The organism is Citrobacter sp. Cu096 (assembly GCF_030332285.1).
GTDB classification, from domain to species: domain Bacteria; phylum Pseudomonadota; class Gammaproteobacteria; order Enterobacterales; family Enterobacteriaceae; genus Citrobacter; species Citrobacter meridianamericanus.
The window spans coordinates 280,796-296,287 of sequence record NZ_JAOWID010000029.1 but is presented as its reverse complement, the minus strand read 5'-3'; the positions used below and the strand labels follow the sequence as shown (position 1 = coordinate 296,287).

Annotated in this window: 14 protein-coding genes and 1 pseudogene; 10 read left to right on the top strand and 5 right to left on the bottom strand. The window is 44.1% G+C overall.

The annotated features are described in order from the left end of the window. Positions 1-133 precede the first annotated feature (133 nt). Positions 134-1,210 (bottom strand): methyl-accepting chemotaxis protein, encoded by a 1,077-nt coding sequence (locus OGX99_RS14290; protein ID WP_187258993.1) that lies wholly within the window; start codon positions 1,208-1,210, stop codon positions 134-136. A 600-nt stretch (positions 1,211-1,810) separates the two neighbouring features. Then, positions 1,811-2,085, bottom strand: a pseudogene (locus OGX99_RS14285) (DUF4942 domain-containing protein); the annotation flags it as partial. A 33-nt stretch (positions 2,086-2,118) separates the two neighbouring features. Between OGX99_RS14285 and OGX99_RS14280 the strand changes: the two are divergent. The 4 genes from OGX99_RS14280 to OGX99_RS14265 all read left to right on the top strand — a co-directional run bounded on the left by OGX99_RS14280 (position 2,119) and on the right by OGX99_RS14265 (position 5,143). Beyond that, entirely contained in the window at positions 2,119-2,241 is a 123-nt protein-coding gene (locus OGX99_RS14280) for a hypothetical protein (protein WP_255588854.1), read from the top strand. Between the two features lie 463 nt (positions 2,242-2,704). Then, positions 2,705-3,838, top strand: coding sequence for a cyclopropane fatty acyl phospholipid synthase (gene cfa / locus OGX99_RS14275; protein WP_286543951.1), 1,134 nt, complete (start codon positions 2,705-2,707; stop codon positions 3,836-3,838). 28 nt (positions 3,839-3,866) lie between these two features. Beyond that, the gene (locus OGX99_RS14270) at positions 3,867-4,805 is read left to right on the top strand and encodes a LysR substrate-binding domain-containing protein (protein ID WP_151218373.1); all 939 of its coding nucleotides are present in this window, start codon (positions 3,867-3,869) and stop codon (positions 4,803-4,805) included. Between the two features lie 56 nt (positions 4,806-4,861). Then, positions 4,862-5,143 (top strand): hypothetical protein, encoded by a 282-nt coding sequence (locus tag OGX99_RS14265; RefSeq protein WP_151218372.1) that lies wholly within the window; start codon positions 4,862-4,864, stop codon positions 5,141-5,143. Between the two features lie 493 nt (positions 5,144-5,636). Here the strand turns inward: OGX99_RS14265 and OGX99_RS14260 are convergent, their stop codons facing one another. Next, entirely contained in the window at positions 5,637-6,323 is a 687-nt protein-coding gene (locus OGX99_RS14260) for a YoaK family protein (protein ID WP_255588852.1), read from the bottom strand. Positions 6,324-6,554: 231 nt separating this feature from the next. Between OGX99_RS14260 and OGX99_RS14255 the strand changes: the two genes are divergently transcribed. From OGX99_RS14255 to OGX99_RS14230, 6 genes are all read left to right on the top strand, one after another. Further along, positions 6,555-6,752, top strand: coding sequence for a hypothetical protein (locus OGX99_RS14255; protein ID WP_151218371.1), 198 nt, complete (start codon positions 6,555-6,557; stop codon positions 6,750-6,752). Between the two features lie 1,017 nt (positions 6,753-7,769). Beyond that, positions 7,770-8,471 (top strand): helix-turn-helix transcriptional regulator, encoded by a 702-nt coding sequence (locus OGX99_RS14250; protein WP_151218370.1) that lies wholly within the window; start codon positions 7,770-7,772, stop codon positions 8,469-8,471. Positions 8,472-8,611: 140 nt separating this feature from the next. Beyond that, on the top strand, positions 8,612-9,463 hold the full coding sequence (locus OGX99_RS14245; RefSeq protein ID WP_151218369.1) for a fimbria/pilus periplasmic chaperone: 852 nt from the start codon (positions 8,612-8,614) through the stop codon (positions 9,461-9,463). Between the two features lie 14 nt (positions 9,464-9,477). After that, the gene (locus tag OGX99_RS14240; RefSeq protein WP_210905355.1) at positions 9,478-12,066 is read left to right on the top strand and encodes a fimbria/pilus outer membrane usher protein; all 2,589 of its coding nucleotides are present in this window, start codon (positions 9,478-9,480) and stop codon (positions 12,064-12,066) included. Next, positions 12,063-12,512 (top strand): AfaD family invasin, encoded by a 450-nt coding sequence (gene afaD, locus OGX99_RS14235; protein WP_151218367.1) that lies wholly within the window; start codon positions 12,063-12,065, stop codon positions 12,510-12,512. Before OGX99_RS14240 ends, afaD begins: the two co-directional genes overlap by 4 nt. 97 nt (positions 12,513-12,609) lie before the next feature. Further along, positions 12,610-13,206, top strand: a complete 597-nt coding sequence (locus OGX99_RS14230) for a hypothetical protein (protein WP_286543948.1) — start codon at positions 12,610-12,612, stop codon at positions 13,204-13,206. Between the two features lie 555 nt (positions 13,207-13,761). Here the strand turns inward: OGX99_RS14230 and eno are convergent. Further along, the gene (gene eno / locus OGX99_RS14220; RefSeq protein WP_151218365.1) at positions 13,762-15,048 is read right to left on the bottom strand and encodes a phosphopyruvate hydratase; all 1,287 of its coding nucleotides are present in this window, start codon (positions 15,046-15,048) and stop codon (positions 13,762-13,764) included. Positions 15,049-15,063: 15 nt separating this feature from the next. Beyond that, a complete protein-coding gene (locus OGX99_RS14215) occupies positions 15,064-15,492 on the bottom strand; it encodes a universal stress protein (RefSeq protein ID WP_151218364.1) in 429 nt (142 codons plus the stop codon).

Here is a 15,492-nt window from a genome sequence, read left to right as displayed (position 1 = left end):
TTTCACTGATTCTGGCTGATGGCATGAGAAAGATTCCCGGCGATTTAGAAGGTTGGGGCAGTATCCATCAAGTCCTGAGCTATGCAGTTCTTTGCATACTTGCTTGATATGAGCATTCAACCGAGAAATTTCGTCAGGGATTATCACTGGGCGTAAATTTTACAATCTCCCTGAATATTTCACTGCCAAGAATCTCAAGCTGATTCATCACCTCATCACTGGCCAGTTCCATTCTTTTTAATGCCAGGGACATATGCTCGTGATCGCCCGAAACAGAATACTCGACTGCCAGAACGCCGGAGTTATGTAACATTTGATGAGGTTCCTCGAGGTTTTTATATCCGGGCAAATGTGCGTAACATTTTCCGTTATCGCCGTAATACCATTTCCCCAGTCTGCATTGACTGTATGATGTCAACGCTTCATCTAATTTATTCTCTGTAAGTTTTTTATATAGATCTATTTTCCATATAACATGGTCCATTTTAATGATACTTAAAAATAGTAAATTTGATATGTAATCAATAATAGATTTCATTGCGGCTGACTTTTCAATTACGCCTTTAATAGAGCAAACAACTTCGTTTATATGTTCAGTTATTCTTGTGATTATTGCTAATTGCGCTTCGATAGATATATCAACCGTGGATCCATTGTTCTGGAGAGTTTCTGTTTGCAAAAATATATGGTTAGTGCATGTTTTGACATTTTCAGCCAATTGTCTAACTTCTTTAGAGATAACGCTGAATCCTCTTCCTGCCTCACCTACTCGAGCGGCTTCAATCGCTGAATTTATTGCAATTAAGTTTGTATGATTGGCAATTTTTTGTATGTCTTTAATTGCATCATTAATTTCAACCAGTGATGACTTTAGATGAGTCATTTGTTTTTTAATTTCTGATGATTCTTTGCCTGCCTCGTTGAACTCAATCACGAGTGATTCAAGAGAATGCATGGCTTTATTATTCTGCTCGTTTAATTCGATTATTTTATCTTTTTCTGTATTTAATTGTTCATAAGTTGAAATTAACGAGGTTCTTATCAGGTTCAGTGTCGATATGCCAGAAGTGAAATGATGGCAGATAATTTTACTATAATTTTCTGTTTTTTGTTCAGCGAGCGAGGTCTCAGCTTCGATGATGTTGGAGGATTTGTTGTAATTATAGCTATTATTTCTTTTGGCAATCTTAGCGATGATTTTCCTGATCATATCATCAATCCTTTTAATAATATTTTTAGGGGGCAATGATTTTATCCGTTTATCGCTTGGGTTATAGCTTTCGTCAATATGTTTTTGGTTAATTTTATTTAATATATCATAATCTCTTGATGTTCATTTTGTTAAATTACTGTACGGAGTGGGATTGTATTTGGTCGTCCTCATTCTAAATTTAAATTTTTCTCTATTAATATAAGTGTTATCTTTCATCTTAACCAAAATATTCTTTCAATATATCTACGTAGTCTGGCTATGAAGATGGATTACAGCATTTTTTTATAAATTGAAAGAACGCGGGAAGTAGCCAGATGTGACGACATAGAACGATTACATACGCAAAACTGAAATTTGATAACTGCGCGTTAAACTTCAATATTATTAATGTGTTTATAATAATGTTGAAATCCTGACTAGTAATAGATTTTGATGTGCAATCACAGTGGTAATCATGGAGGGATTTTGTTTCATAAAATAAAAACACCCTAATAAGGCCTCGTTTGCATAGCATCAAAATTTAACGGTTGAACGGATGTTTTTACGTCCATTTTAATTATTTCTGGTGGCTGACCGTTTACGGACTCGTAGTGAGCACCAGCACTGGTTAAGACCAAAACCCCACCTGTCCAATTTGATCAACCCGCTAACAATTATTTTCACAGGGGTTATTGGTTCCGTAGTTCCAGCTTCCCCCTGAAGACATTCATTACGTCACGTTCAAATACCTCACCTTTGCTCTGATGCAGTTGCTCAAACGTGCTCAGGATATTCTCTTCACTGACTGAAGGAATATCGTCTTTTTCCAGACTGTTGTACCACTATTCACAGACAGCTGCATCCATCACACTGAGCATGCCGGATTTATGCCATTTATCCGAAAACAGTTTCAGAAAATGCAGGCCATGCAGTCCCTTCGTGCTGGACAAAATCGCCTGCTGATTAAACTGAACAAGCTTTTTGAACGCGGCACCATTTTGCCACTGCAAGTGGTCTATCTGGATAAAACTGTGCCTGGCGCCGCTTGATTTTGATGCGATACAAGTTGGTATAACACTTTCGCTGCGTTTGCCGCCACAGGTTCATTATTAGTGCGGCTGACATGGTGTGACGTTAACCCGTAGTCTTGGCATTATCGTGAACCCGTATGCCCGGCGAGGGCGACGGATGATACACAGGTCAGACTAACAGCGTGCGCTGATAATAATATTTTTAAGTAATCTTACAAATGAAAAAATGTTTTCTTATGTTTCAAGTTTTATCGCAATTTAAAATTATTATGCTAAATAAAGCATTAGCATGTCGATTTTAGTCTTTGAGATATGCTGTCATTGATCAAATAATATGTTGTTATTTTTTAAGCAAACGAGAAAACGATAAGCATATTTTTCGATATTCAAAGCGGAAGTATTCCGTATTGGAATATTTATATTCGTTGATTTTTGTGAGGTCAGTTGCATAACATTCTTTACTGTATTTTAAGGAGATGTAATGAGCAGCACAAAATTAACCAATATTACCCGCAGCCGTAAAATTGTAGACTCATTGTTATATCAATGTGACATCATTATAAATGGCGATAAACCTGGCGATATAAAAGTCCATAACCCCCAGTTTTTTAAACGTGTTTTAAAAGAAGGTTCAATGGGATTAGGCGAATCCTACATGGATGGATGGTGGGACTGCGAGTATCTTGACTCATTTTTTTATAAATTATTAAACAAGCGAATCGATAGCAAAGTTACGGGGAACTTCCATGATGCGGTTTATTATGTTGTTTCCAGGATAATTAATTTACAGTCTATTTCACGTTCCCGAAAAGTAGCCAGAGTACATTATAATCTTGGCAATAATCTCTTCGAATCGATGCTTGACCCATGGATGCAATATTCTTGTGCATATTGGAAAGATGCTTATAATCTCGAACAAGCACAGGTTAAAAAGTTATCGTTAATTTGTGATAAATTAATGTTAAAACCAGGGATGAAGGTTTTAGATGTTGGTTGTGGGTGGGGCGGGTTAGCTTCATTTATAGCTAAGAAATATAATGTTTCTGTAACAGGAATAACGATTTCGGACGAACAAAAGAAACTCGCTGAAGACAGATGTGATGGATTAGATGTCGTGATAGAACTCACCGATTATCGGGAGTTACAAGGAAAGTTCGACAGGATTGTATCTGTAGGTATGTTTGAGCATGTTGGATTGAAAAACTATGATATATTTTTCAAAAAAATGCATGACATCTTAACAGATGATGGATTATTTTTATTACATTGCATTGGTAGCAATCAGTCTGGAGGTGGGGTAGATCCATGGATAAATCGCTACATTTTTCCTAATGGACGTCTGCCTTCCATACAAGAAATCGTATCATGTACCGAAGGACGTTTTATAATGGAAGACTGGCATAATTTCGGTGCAGACTATGATATGACATTGATGGCATGGGACAAAAACTTTCTTGATAACTGGGAGTATAACAAAAAAGATTATGATGAAAGATTTTTAAGGATGTTCCATTATTATCTTTGTTCTTGTGCATTTAGAGCCAGAGAAATTCAGTTGTGGCAAGTATTATTTAGTAAGAATGGAGTCAGAGGCGGACTTCGTGTAGCTCGATAGATTGAATCAGATGTAATACAAGGTTAATATGAATAATACTTATTATCGTTCAATGTTTAACAACTCATACCAAGGGATGGTGGCGCTAGCGACGCTTTTTGATGAGCAGAGTGTCAGCTTTGCTGCGTTTGCACTTGGTATAAGTCAGCCATCAATGAGTAAGTTATTAATGGAGATGAGAAAGGAATTCAATGATTTATTATATATTAAATCAAATAACGTTTACACATTGACGCCAGTGGGTGAAGTATTGTGCTCACTTGTAAAAAATACTATCTATGCAAACCAGTCAATCTTAGAGCAATTAAAGAATGGAGTTAAAAAATCATATAATATAATTTTACCACATTGGTTTAATTTGTACGAAGCTCCTACGTTATTGCAAAAGATTAGAACAAACTATACTGATATTTCACTGAACTTCTACCCACCCTATATCTCTGGTTCTAAAGAAATTCTTGAGAATTTGAAACAAGGAAAGATAGATGTTGCCGTCTGTCATTTCTTTCATGATATACCAGCAGGTTTTCACTCTAACATTCTTGGTTTCTCGGAATTGATTTTTCTATGTAAGAAAAATAACAGCCTGTATGCGAGTGAAATCGATCTTGAAAAAATATGCTCTGCACCACTTCTGGTATACAACATTAGCCCCTATTTATTCAATAGTTTTATTGAGAAAAATGGAATAAACAAAAATACGTTAAATATTCTTATGACGGTGACAAATAACTTTAGACAATGGATTTCGCAACTAACGGACGACGATGTAATCTTAGTTACACTCAGAACGACAGGTGAAGAATTACTGAAAGAAGGAGAATACCGAGAGATCAAATTAAATAATGCAACATCATCTTATGCGTATAATCTTATGTGGCATGAAAGGTCGACAAAAGATCCCGTGCATACTCTGATTCGCGCAGCCATAGTAAATATGAATGGTAATATAGACCTGGAGCATTAATAAATACAATGTCAATTTTAAATTGATGTTGGAAATCATTTTCTAGAGGGTATAGTATGCCATTAACAATCAGTGGATATAGAACCTTTTCTCCATTTAATCCTTCAATACTTGGAGCAATGAGGCAAAGAGCCTATTCTCTTAAAGTTATTGAACCTACGGGTAATGTGATATCTTTTAGTAGTCTCAGTACTTTTTCTAAATTCTTGGGGAAAAATATTTCTTATTTACGCTCACGCGCAATATATGCAGAAATGTTTGTTGGTGATAGTTCGGAAATTATATGGCTCGATGAAAATAAAAATCCCTACACCCTTATATTTACACGAATCAAATAGTTATCATTGTTTTCTGTTATAATATAATCATTATAGCTTCTCATATTATGAGTTTGCTATTATTTAAAATAAACAGCCAGTCATCGCTCCTGATATTAAAATGGATAGGCGTTATTCATTTTTGGATTAGATAACATATCCTATAGGTTGATAATATTAGGATGAATTGAGTTTGTTTTTGTTTAGAAAGGTAATAAGGTTCCCTGAATATTTTATAGATGCTTCTGTTTCGGCGGCCAGTGAATACTCATGTATGCACTGGCTGCTGTTATATTAATGTGTTAACAACCATATTATGCATATATGCAATCATTCCGACTCTCAGGTTTGTCTTCTGAGCATAAAGGTAACTCTTCCCCAGTAAATAATTGCGCGATGTAAACTGCCACCAGGCACTTCAGAGTCACTCTCATATATTCTTACCCTTTGCAACTTACACAGTGATATAGCATTCCCACTTTACTTCATCACAATAATGCTCACTACTGCGATATCATGAAGATTGGGATATATGTAACGACCAGATTTTAACGCAAAACGCAATTAATATCACTAATGGAACTACGAGAGCATAAAAACCAATATATTTATTCAATATTGCAGTAATAAAAGCACCAATAAAAAAATGTAAGATTACCAGGAAGTAATGTAAACTTTCAAATTTTAAATTTGTTTTTTCTTTGCTTTTATTTATCAGAAGAGATTGACATAATTTCGTTATCATTAGTATGTAAACTGATGTCACAACAGAAGTTGATGTTGGAAATTTGGTACCACCGTTTTTAATGATGAAATTTTGAATGTACATAAAGACAAGGCCAATTGTAACTAATGGCATTACGTTAATAGTCGGATGACTTAAAAATAAATTATTTACAATCATATAATTTCCCAGAAGTATGAATGTAATCATCAAAAAACAATTTAACGTAAGGCTTATAGCATAAACATGCCACTGACTTTTTATTTTGCTGATGTATTTATATTCGATAACTTGATGGATCGCACTTATCAAAACCCATATAACAATAATTAAAATATGATAAACAGATTCAAAGTCAAAGTTAAATTTTACGAGTGAAGTTATTCCAAAAACCATGTTTGATGTCATAAACCCTATCAAAGCTTTATATAGATATATGAAGCTCATAACTTCCATACAACCACCTATGTATGACATCAAATAGTGGATCTCATGGTTTGTTGAACGATATATTTTGATATTCATATTCCTCACCAAATACTTGATATTCTTAACTTCATAAAAAATCATCTAATGATAACTCCGGAATGATATTAATTATATCATTTGTTTTATAAATGGTGGAATATTAATATTCCTTGTTCCAATACCTGCTTTAGTGGTAGCGTCAGGTTGTAGAAAATCAATACTGTGTAGAGGTGTCGGAATATGATCAAAACAGCATATATTGTAGAAGATAATGACAAAGCCAGTGTTCTAATAGAACACTCAATTATGAAATCATTTGATGATTCTGAAACAGCAGCATTATGGGCATTTTCGTTAGGTTATAGAGTTTACAAAAAAAGTGTCCTTCATGGAAAAGACTTTTGGGTTAAATACACACCATCTTTCCACAAGGGCTAGATAAGATTTATTATCCTGTGATGTATTCTTGTATAATAAATTTATTGTTTGCTTTGGTCAATGATGTGAAATTTATCTTTCATAGCTTTTTTGTAGTATTTTAAAAATTTATTCATCTTATTTTTATGAGATGAGTATAAATGTTGATGTTTATTATTCCCCCCTTGATAGTCTTAACCAGACGGTTGATATCATTAGTTTCCGTATATTCATTGAGAGGCTTTATCACTGGCCTCTCAACAACCACAAAAATATTTTTATGCTATTGATTTAATTAATATGGTGGATAGTTAAACAAGCCATAATGACGACATCATCGCTATTTTTTTCATAGGAATATTCGTATCAGCTAGCAGAATATAATACCCCCTCCATATATTGTGGGCCGCCAGGACTGAAAAAATACCTTCCAGATGTATTTCAAGCAAAAAAAATCCGGCACGGGAGCCGGATAAAAAAGTAAGATAATTATAATGGGAACTATAGATTTGCTTGTATTGCATGCAGCAGATTATCTCAATTTACGCCAAGTGTCCGCATAACTTTTCTCGCAATTTGTGTCATTTTGTTTCAATGCCATATATAAGAAGAGCCCTGAGAATCTTTTTAAAATAATCACCATTTCAATTCATCTTCCTTCTAAACCACTCCCTCAGTCCATCTTATATTTAACCACCTTAATTACCAGTATATTTTTATGCCGATTAGGGCAACGAAAATGTTTTGTGATTTAAGTCACTTTTTTGTTAATTGGTGATTATTTTGTCATATTTGTATTATCGATCTTATCATCTGATTTCATATTGTTTCATAGATCATAGATCTGACATTCGTATCAATATTGAGAATTTATTTTATTTTCTGCTGAATATGAAAGAAATGTAGATCATAGATCTGTTTTAAATTGATTTGGCAGATCTCTATACTGGGTATTAACAACCTCAACGGAGTTTATTGCTTTTTCCGCCCCCGGCGCGGAAAGGACTTTTATTTACATAAAAAGGGGACCGACGGCCTATGGATACCTCCCGTCATCAGTACCGGCGGAGTTTCGCGCAGGACCTGCAACGACTCTTTCCGGGGCTTACGGTGAAATACACCGACTACTATTACCGACTGACAAACCGCTTTACGCACGATGACCTTATTTTCCTACATCTGCAGGAACCACTGACGGAGTTGACTTTGCACCGAATGATGGCCCTGCGTCGTCGTCAGCCGCCACCTGTATTGTTTGCCGCCCTTATGGATCCGGCTGATGAGGGACGTCGCTGGTTTGCCCGGATATTAGGCTGCGAGATTGTGAATGCTGCCAGCAGTTTCCCTCATATTGCTCTGACATTGAATGCCTATGTCACCGGAGGCGCAGAGCCAGTAGACAGTCCGTTGACCTCACTTAGCGAAGCGGAGTGGTTATCCCTGAAACAGGCGATGTGTGGAATGGGTCTGGGTGAGATTGCACGCCATTACGGTGTGACAACCTCTGCTGTACGTCAACGCGTACGCCATGCGCTGGACAAGCTGGGGATGCCTGGGCGTGTTATGCCGACAGCAATGTTGACACCCGTTACCCGTAATCCAGCCAGCCACCTGACACTGATGGAACTCAGTACTGCTGGACTGAATGATGCGGGCTTCCCGGATATGCAGGAACAGTCCGTACCGGATCATCCTCAGGGGCGGGTCTACCCCTTGAAACTGGCATCAGGAGTTTTCTGAGCCTTCGCTCGGCCAGAATATTTCCGGCTGAGTTTATGTAATTTCATTCCCTTTTTTCGCGCCGCGTCGCGAAAGGGATTTGTGCAGCCTTTTTTCAGACAGCAGGCCGTTGGCAGCGTATTTACGAGGATATTTATCGCATGAGCATAAGGGTGTTTTCCCGTTGCAGTTTACTGTCTTTACGCCCGGTTGCCTTGACCAACCGGGGGATCTTTACCGCCTATTTAGGGCTGGCCGTTATGGTCTTTTGGTCAAATCCTTTTTTCGGAGACGCTCGGGCAGCTCTGCCTATTGAGGGACAAGCTGTCAGGATAAAACCCCAAATCCGTGATTATAAGGTGACGCTGGGAGCGACACGGGTGATATACGACCCGGATAGCCGCGGGGCTGAGTTGTGGATAGAGAACAGTCAGGATTACCCGATGCTAGTCCAGTCCAGAACACTTGATGAAAACCAGAAAGAAAGTGCTCCCTTTGTGGTGACACCGCCGTTGTTCCGCCTTGACGGTAATCAGCGAGGTCGCCTGCGCATTGTACGTACGGGTGGGGAGTTTCCGTCTGACCGGGAGAGCCTGCAGTGGTTGTGTGTTAAGGCCATTCCACCGTCAGGCGGTGATGCCTGGTTGAAGGAGAATAAGAAAGCTGGCGAACCAACCATGCCCGCGGTGGGAATTCAGGTTTCGCTGAACAATTGCATTAAGTTACTAACCCGACCAGCTAGCCTGCATGCCACACCGCTAGATGTGGCCGGTGGTTTGAAATGGCAACGTGTGGGTAATCAGATCCGCGCCCGGAATGACAGTCCTTTTTATATCAACCTGATTTCACTGAAATTAAACGGCGCAGAAGTGTTACAGCCGCACTATATCTCCCCTTACGGCGCGCAAACGTTCAGCGTGCCGGCCGGAGTGGCCAGAGTGAAACGGGTGCAATGGCAGATTATCACTGACAACGGTGGTCAGGGACCAACTTATGATGCCGCCATTAACTGACAGGAGTTCCGGACATGCTGCATTTCCGTCTGTCCTGTGTGGTGGCGCTATCTCTGTCAGGTATCTGGTCCGGTCAGCTCCTTGCAGTACCGTATACCTTTGATCCGTCAATGCTGGACGGTGGTAACTCAATGGTTGACCTCTCTTTGTTTGAAGAGGGGGCACAGATGCCCGGCATCTATCCGGTCAATATCGTGCTTGGCGAAGAGACAGTAGATCGTCGGAACCTGGCCTTTCATCTTCAGCGCGAGCCTGACGGAAAGCGTTCCCTGCAACCCTGTCTGACGGTGGAACAGTTATCGCGGTATGGCATTCGCACGGAGAAATATCCAGGTCTGGCGACAGGAGGAGGAGAAGAAGGTGGCGTGCAGTGTGCACGAATAAACGCTATCCCACAGGGCAGTATGACGTTCGCTTTTTTCCGCCAGCAACTGATTATCAGCGTTCCGCAGGCAGCCCTACGACCCCGTTTTGACGGGATCGCCCCGGAGTCGATGTGGGACGACGGTATTCCTGCGCTGATGAGCGGTTACCAGGTTAGCGTCAACCGGTCACAGCAGACCACGGGCGCAGGCAGCCATATGGATTCGGCTTATTTGCGGCTGACCCCCGGAGCCAACCTGGGCCCCTGGCGGCTACGGAACATCCTCAACTGGCAGCGAAACGGGCAAAGCCCTGGACGCTGGGAGCGGCAGCAGAGCTACGTAGAGAGAGGAATAATTCGGTTGAAGAGTCGACTGACGCTGGGAGAAAGCGCTACCCCGTCGGATGTGTTTGACAGTGTGCCGTTTCGCGGCGTGATGCTCGCAACGGATGAGGCGATGATACCGAGTGCCCTGCGAGAGTTTGCGCCAGCCGTGCGCGGGATAGCCCGGAGTCCGGCGCAGTTGGAGATTCGCCAAAACGGGTATCTGTTGTACAGCCGACATGTTGCTGCTGGGCCATTTGCCGTCACAGACTTGCCCGGAATGATGGGCAGTGGTGACTTGCAGGTCACAGTGGTGGAATCCCAGGGGCCGACGCAGCGGTTCACTGTGCCCTATACCGTACCACCAGTGGCGCTGCGTGCTGGCTATATGAAATACAGCGTGATGGCGGGTCAATACCGCTCCTCAGCAGAAACGGCGGGAGGAGATAGCGGGCGTTCATCTCTGGGCCTGGCGACGCTGATGTATGGCCTGCCGTCGAACGTAACCTTGTATGGCGGGATGCTAGGCGGAGAACGGTACCAGTCCGCATCCCTTGGCGCGGGGCTGATGCTGAGTTATCTGGGCGCGGTATCTGCAGATATCACAGCCACCCGGGGACGATTCCGTGACGGACGGCGTGAAGAGGGAACTGCAATACGGGTGCGTTACAACAAATATCTGGAGGCCACAGGAACAGGTCTGTCGGCTAGCAGTGAGTGGTATCCGACCGGTCGATATCACACGCTTTCAGAAGTGATGGACGATACCCGGGGGGACCTGTCGCCGTTTGATGACGATTTTGGGTGGACGCCACAGCACTTTTCCCCGCGTGACCTTCAGGGGCGGCGTTATGCAACCACCATGCAAGTTAGCCAGACGTTGGGCGAACTAGGGACAATATATGCGTCTGGAAGTCGAACACAATGGCAGGACGGGGAACATGAGGACACGTTGAATACCGGGTATGGCTATAGCTACAGCTGGCGGTACATCAGCATGAATCTGAGCGTCAACTATGTGAGTACCCGTAACCGGAGGGAGAAGATGATGGCGCTGTCAATGAGCGTGCCGTTATCACATTGGCTGGGAGGGTCGCCTTCGGCGAATTATCAGGTCCGTTCCGGAGATGGACAAGTGATCCATTCGGTGGGTATCAGCGGGAGCGGATATGACAGTCGTCTGAACTGGGGTCTGAGCCAGCAGATGTACTCTGGTGGGGAGCGCACGCAAGATGCGGTCCGGGGCCTCAGTGCGGGTTGGACAGGTGGATACGGCAGTGTCTCGGGAAGTTACAGCTACAGTCGCAGCCAGCGTTACATGAGTGCAGAGCTAGACGGCGGAATGTTGATACACCGCCACGGTATCACGCTGGGGCAGACGCCTGGAGACACGACCGGGTTAATAGAAATCCCAGGAGTCGCCGGGGTATCGGTTGGCTATATGCCTGGCGTGCAGACAGACCTCTTCGGTTACACCACAGAGAACACCCTTGCGCCGTACCAGATAAATACAGTCAGTCTGGACGTGTCGACGTTGCCGGAAGATGCGGAGGTGGGACAGACGGATGTGAAGGTGGTGCCGACCCGTGGGGCGGTGATTCGAGCGCATTTTGATCCACGGATAGGCGCCCGCGCACTGATAACACTGACCCGAACTGACGGAATGGCGGTGCCATTTGGTGCATTGGTTTCCCTGGCGGGGACAGCGACAGTAGAGAGCGGTATCACGGGTGACGGCGGGACAGTGTACATGAGTGGATTACCGCCATCAGGGAGACTAACAGCGAGCATGGGAACACATGCCTGTGAGGCATTGTATCAGTTACCAGAAAAACCGGGTGGTGGCGGAGTGTACCGGCTAAAGGCGGTATGTCGAGAGAGTGACCAAAAGGCAATAACGGGAGGGCAGAAATGAGATTCGCGACAGGCCAACTGGTCGCCTGGGGGTTACTGACCGCGCTGCTGCTGGCGATGCTGCCAGTTCGCGCTGAAACGGTAAGAGTGGTACTGCAGATGACCCGTCATACCGTGGCTGGCCCGGTGCGGGCAGGGACAGTACTGGGGCGGGGAGAAATCCGCAGTAGTGTCACGCACAGCGGGTATGCGCTGTGGCTGGATAATGAAACGGACGGCGACCGACCGGGATGTTACCGGCTGACGGGAAAGACAAAGAGAGCTCATGTCGTGCGCGTGTGCCTGTCGGGTGACGGGTGGTACGCCGGAGATATCAGTCCGGAGCAGCGATGGGTGTACCCAGGCAGCGACAAGCAGGCCAGCTTCATACTGGTTTCGTCTGTTGATCAGACGATTCCTGCGGACACGTATGTGATCCAAGTAAAAGGCGATCTGCGCCAGGAATAAGGCACGTGACGGGCGTGCGAGGGCTGGCAATAGTCAGCGCGTTCATCCCGTCAAATAACGTAGAAAACAGTAAGCATACAACGTAAGGAAAACAGAGATGAAAATACAAAAAACAGTCATGGTCGTTGCACTTCTGTCAGCAGGTCTGATGAGCGGTATTTCGAGCGCCGCGACCTCGTCTGCAGTTACCTGGAACCAAGTCAAAGGTGGAGAACAGTCAGTATTATGGGTAGTTAATAAACCGATCGCTTTCTCCTTTACGGTAACCCCCAGCGATATTGTGAGTGTGGACATTGCTGGAGTAGTTAATCTGGGAACCGGCGGCGTTGGTAACTACACAAATGGTCCTCAGGCGGTTGTGGCTACTGCGAAAGGACAGACGTATACAACTTTCCCCGGTGGTAACGTAAACCCTTATGCAGTGGGTTATACCATGCCTGACGGGACAGGGCAGTCATCCGACGAAGCTATGATACTGATATGGGCACCGACTGGAGGCGGTAAAGCACACGAGTGGTCCAAAGCGAAAACCGGAGATGGGGTCGAGACAATTTTCAATAAAGATGAAGCAGGAAGCATATCGGGAATGCTGTATGACATGTCAGGTTCTAGTCCTAAGATGATTACGAATATCGATAAAGTCAAATCAAAGAGTTTCGTTCTGAAACTCGACGTCAGTGCAAACAAGGCCTGATCCCGAGTTAGCTGATTGTCAGTCTGTCGGGCATTTGTCCTGATGGTCCGGGATAAGCATCCTTTACCGGGCCATCAACAGGAATATACCACTGGTCGTATTTGACCAGCCTGCTTACGATGATCTTCTTTCCAAATTTACACGGTCTATTACTTTTGCAATCCCGGCTCATCCGGTAAAACGATTTTGCTGACTCCATTGATTTTTGCCATGACGGAGTAAAATAGTTTTTCCCATAAACTGTTATTTGCCTGTTACCCACAGCGACTGAACCTGAAGGACCTGGACCCATTCATTTGTTGGTAATGATTCCCCGAATTTATCTGGCTCCCGGTCAAGGAGGTGACGTATCAGGGGATGGGGGCGGCTTCCGATGAACAGAGCAATTACAACGGCACTGGTATCATCCGGCAGTACGTTAAAAAAGACATCAGCGATCGGGAATACCAGACATGTTGCCAGGATTCCCATTGCTGTTGATAGTATGAGTATTTTTCAGTTCGCAGGACCACCTTAGCCCTTCCCGTATCTGAGCATACGGGAAGGATGACGGAATCAGCGTTTTTTGAAGGCGGTTTTACCGGCAAAGATAGCGGCGTCACCTAATTCATCTTCAATACGCATCAGTTGATTGTATTTCTCAATGCGTTCCCCGCGGCTGGGGGCGCCGGTTTTCAGATGACCGGCTCGCAGGCCGACAGTCATATCCGCAATGAAGCTGTCCACAGTTTCTCCGCTCCGGTGCGAAATAAAGGTTCCCCAGTTGTTATCCTGACACAACTGGACAGCTTCAATAGTTTCACTCAGGGTGCCTATCTGGTTCAGTTTTATCAATGCGGCATTGGCCAGGTTTTCATCGATACCTCGCTGGATATATTTCACGTTGGTCACAAAGATATCATCCCCAACCAGCTCAACTTTATCGCCGAGCGCGCGGTGCAGGATCTGCCAGCCAGCCCAGTCGTCTTCCGCCAGGCCATCTTCAATCAGGACAATCGGGAAATCATTCACCAATTGCTCATAGTAGCGGGTCATTTCGTCGGCGCTGAGCCGGGCATTTTCGGTACGCAGGATATATTTTCCATCGGTGTAGAATTCACTGGAAGCCGGATCCATACAAATAACGATATCTTCGCCCGGGCGGTATCCCGCCTTGTTAATTGCTTCCACGATAAGCTCCAGCGGCTGGCGATTTGAGGAAACAGCCGGTGCAAATCCTCCTTCATCGCCCACACCGGTGGATAAACCTTTTTCCAGCAGAACCTGACGCAGGGCCTGGTAAACCTCGCTACCCCAGCGAATAGCTTCACGTATGGAAGACGCCCCCCACGGTGCAATCATAAACTCCTGAAAATCTGCACCTTGCCAGCGAGCATGAACCCCGCCGTTAATGATATTCATACAGGGAACTGGCAGCAGATTCGCGCCGACGCCACCCAGATAGCGGTAGAGCGGGGTCGAGGAGAGTTGAGCCGCCAGGCGGGATACTGCCAGCGACACGCCAAGGATCGCATTGGCGCCCAGGCGGCCTTTGTTTTCTGTGCCGTCAAGGGCGATCAGGCAGTTGTCAATTTCCTTCTGGCGGCGTACATCGTAGCCCTGCAGAGCATCGTTAATTTCGGTATTGATACAGCGGACCGCATCCTGGACGCCTTTACCGCCAAAACGGGTCTTGTCACCATCGCGATGCTCGATGGCTTCACGGGAGCCGGTGCTGGCACCGGAAGGAACGGAGGCCCGTGCCATACAGCCACCCACAGACGTCACTTCAACCTCTACGGTTGGGTTGCCACGGGAATCCAGAATCTCTCTTGCGACAATACGTTCAATTTCAAAATTCATAAGTTTGACCTTCTTTTAAGGGGTTGGAATATGTTTAATCAGAACATCAACAGAAAGGTGATTGATGAATTCAAAAGAAAAGGAGGAAAAAAAACCGAACAGGTGATTTTTATGCCCCAGCATGACCAGGTCGATATCTTCGTGCTGCACAACGGCTTCGACGTCACGGAAACGATGAATGCTGACGATGGACCTGACTTCGATATCAACACTGCTGGACTCCACCAGGCGGCTCAGCATTGCTTTTGCATCAATAACGTCTTGGGATTGACGATCTTTGATTAATGAATCACTGGTGTAATCCAGCTCTCGGTAGTCAGCGCTGAGATGGCCGACAGTAATACGGGTCCCCATCTCTTTTGCCAGACCTTCTGCCTGCTCAAGCAACAGCAGGCCGTCAGTTTCATTTTCTACAAGTAACAATGCATGCCGATAAATTTGCAT

Coding starts and splice junctions, on each gene's coding strand:
- OGX99_RS14255 (WP_151218371.1), top strand. CDS start 6,555: ATGATCAAAACAGCATATATTGTAGAAGATAATGACAAAGCCAGTGTT.
- OGX99_RS14215 (WP_151218364.1), bottom strand. CDS start 15,492: ATGCAAATTTATCGGCATGCATTGTTACTTGTAGAAAATGAAACTGAC.
- OGX99_RS14265 (WP_151218372.1), top strand. CDS start 4,862: ATGCCATTAACAATCAGTGGATATAGAACCTTTTCTCCATTTAATCCT.
- OGX99_RS14280 (WP_255588854.1), top strand. CDS start 2,119: ATGCAGTCCCTTCGTGCTGGACAAAATCGCCTGCTGATTAAACTGAAC.
- OGX99_RS14290 (WP_187258993.1), bottom strand. CDS start 1,210: ATGATCAGGAAAATCATCGCTAAGATTGCCAAAAGAAATAATAGCTAT.
- OGX99_RS14230 (WP_286543948.1), top strand. CDS start 12,610: ATGAAAATACAAAAAACAGTCATGGTCGTTGCACTTCTGTCAGCAGGT.
- afaD (WP_151218367.1), top strand. CDS start 12,063: ATGAGATTCGCGACAGGCCAACTGGTCGCCTGGGGGTTACTGACCGCG.
- cfa (WP_286543951.1), top strand. CDS start 2,705: ATGAGCAGCACAAAATTAACCAATATTACCCGCAGCCGTAAAATTGTA.
- OGX99_RS14260 (WP_255588852.1), bottom strand. CDS start 6,323: ATGTCATACATAGGTGGTTGTATGGAAGTTATGAGCTTCATATATCTA.
- OGX99_RS14240 (WP_210905355.1), top strand. CDS start 9,478: ATGCTGCATTTCCGTCTGTCCTGTGTGGTGGCGCTATCTCTGTCAGGT.
- OGX99_RS14250 (WP_151218370.1), top strand. CDS start 7,770: ATGGATACCTCCCGTCATCAGTACCGGCGGAGTTTCGCGCAGGACCTG.
- OGX99_RS14245 (WP_151218369.1), top strand. CDS start 8,612: ATGAGCATAAGGGTGTTTTCCCGTTGCAGTTTACTGTCTTTACGCCCG.
- OGX99_RS14270 (WP_151218373.1), top strand. CDS start 3,867: ATGAATAATACTTATTATCGTTCAATGTTTAACAACTCATACCAAGGG.
- eno (WP_151218365.1), bottom strand. CDS start 15,048: ATGAATTTTGAAATTGAACGTATTGTCGCAAGAGAGATTCTGGATTCC.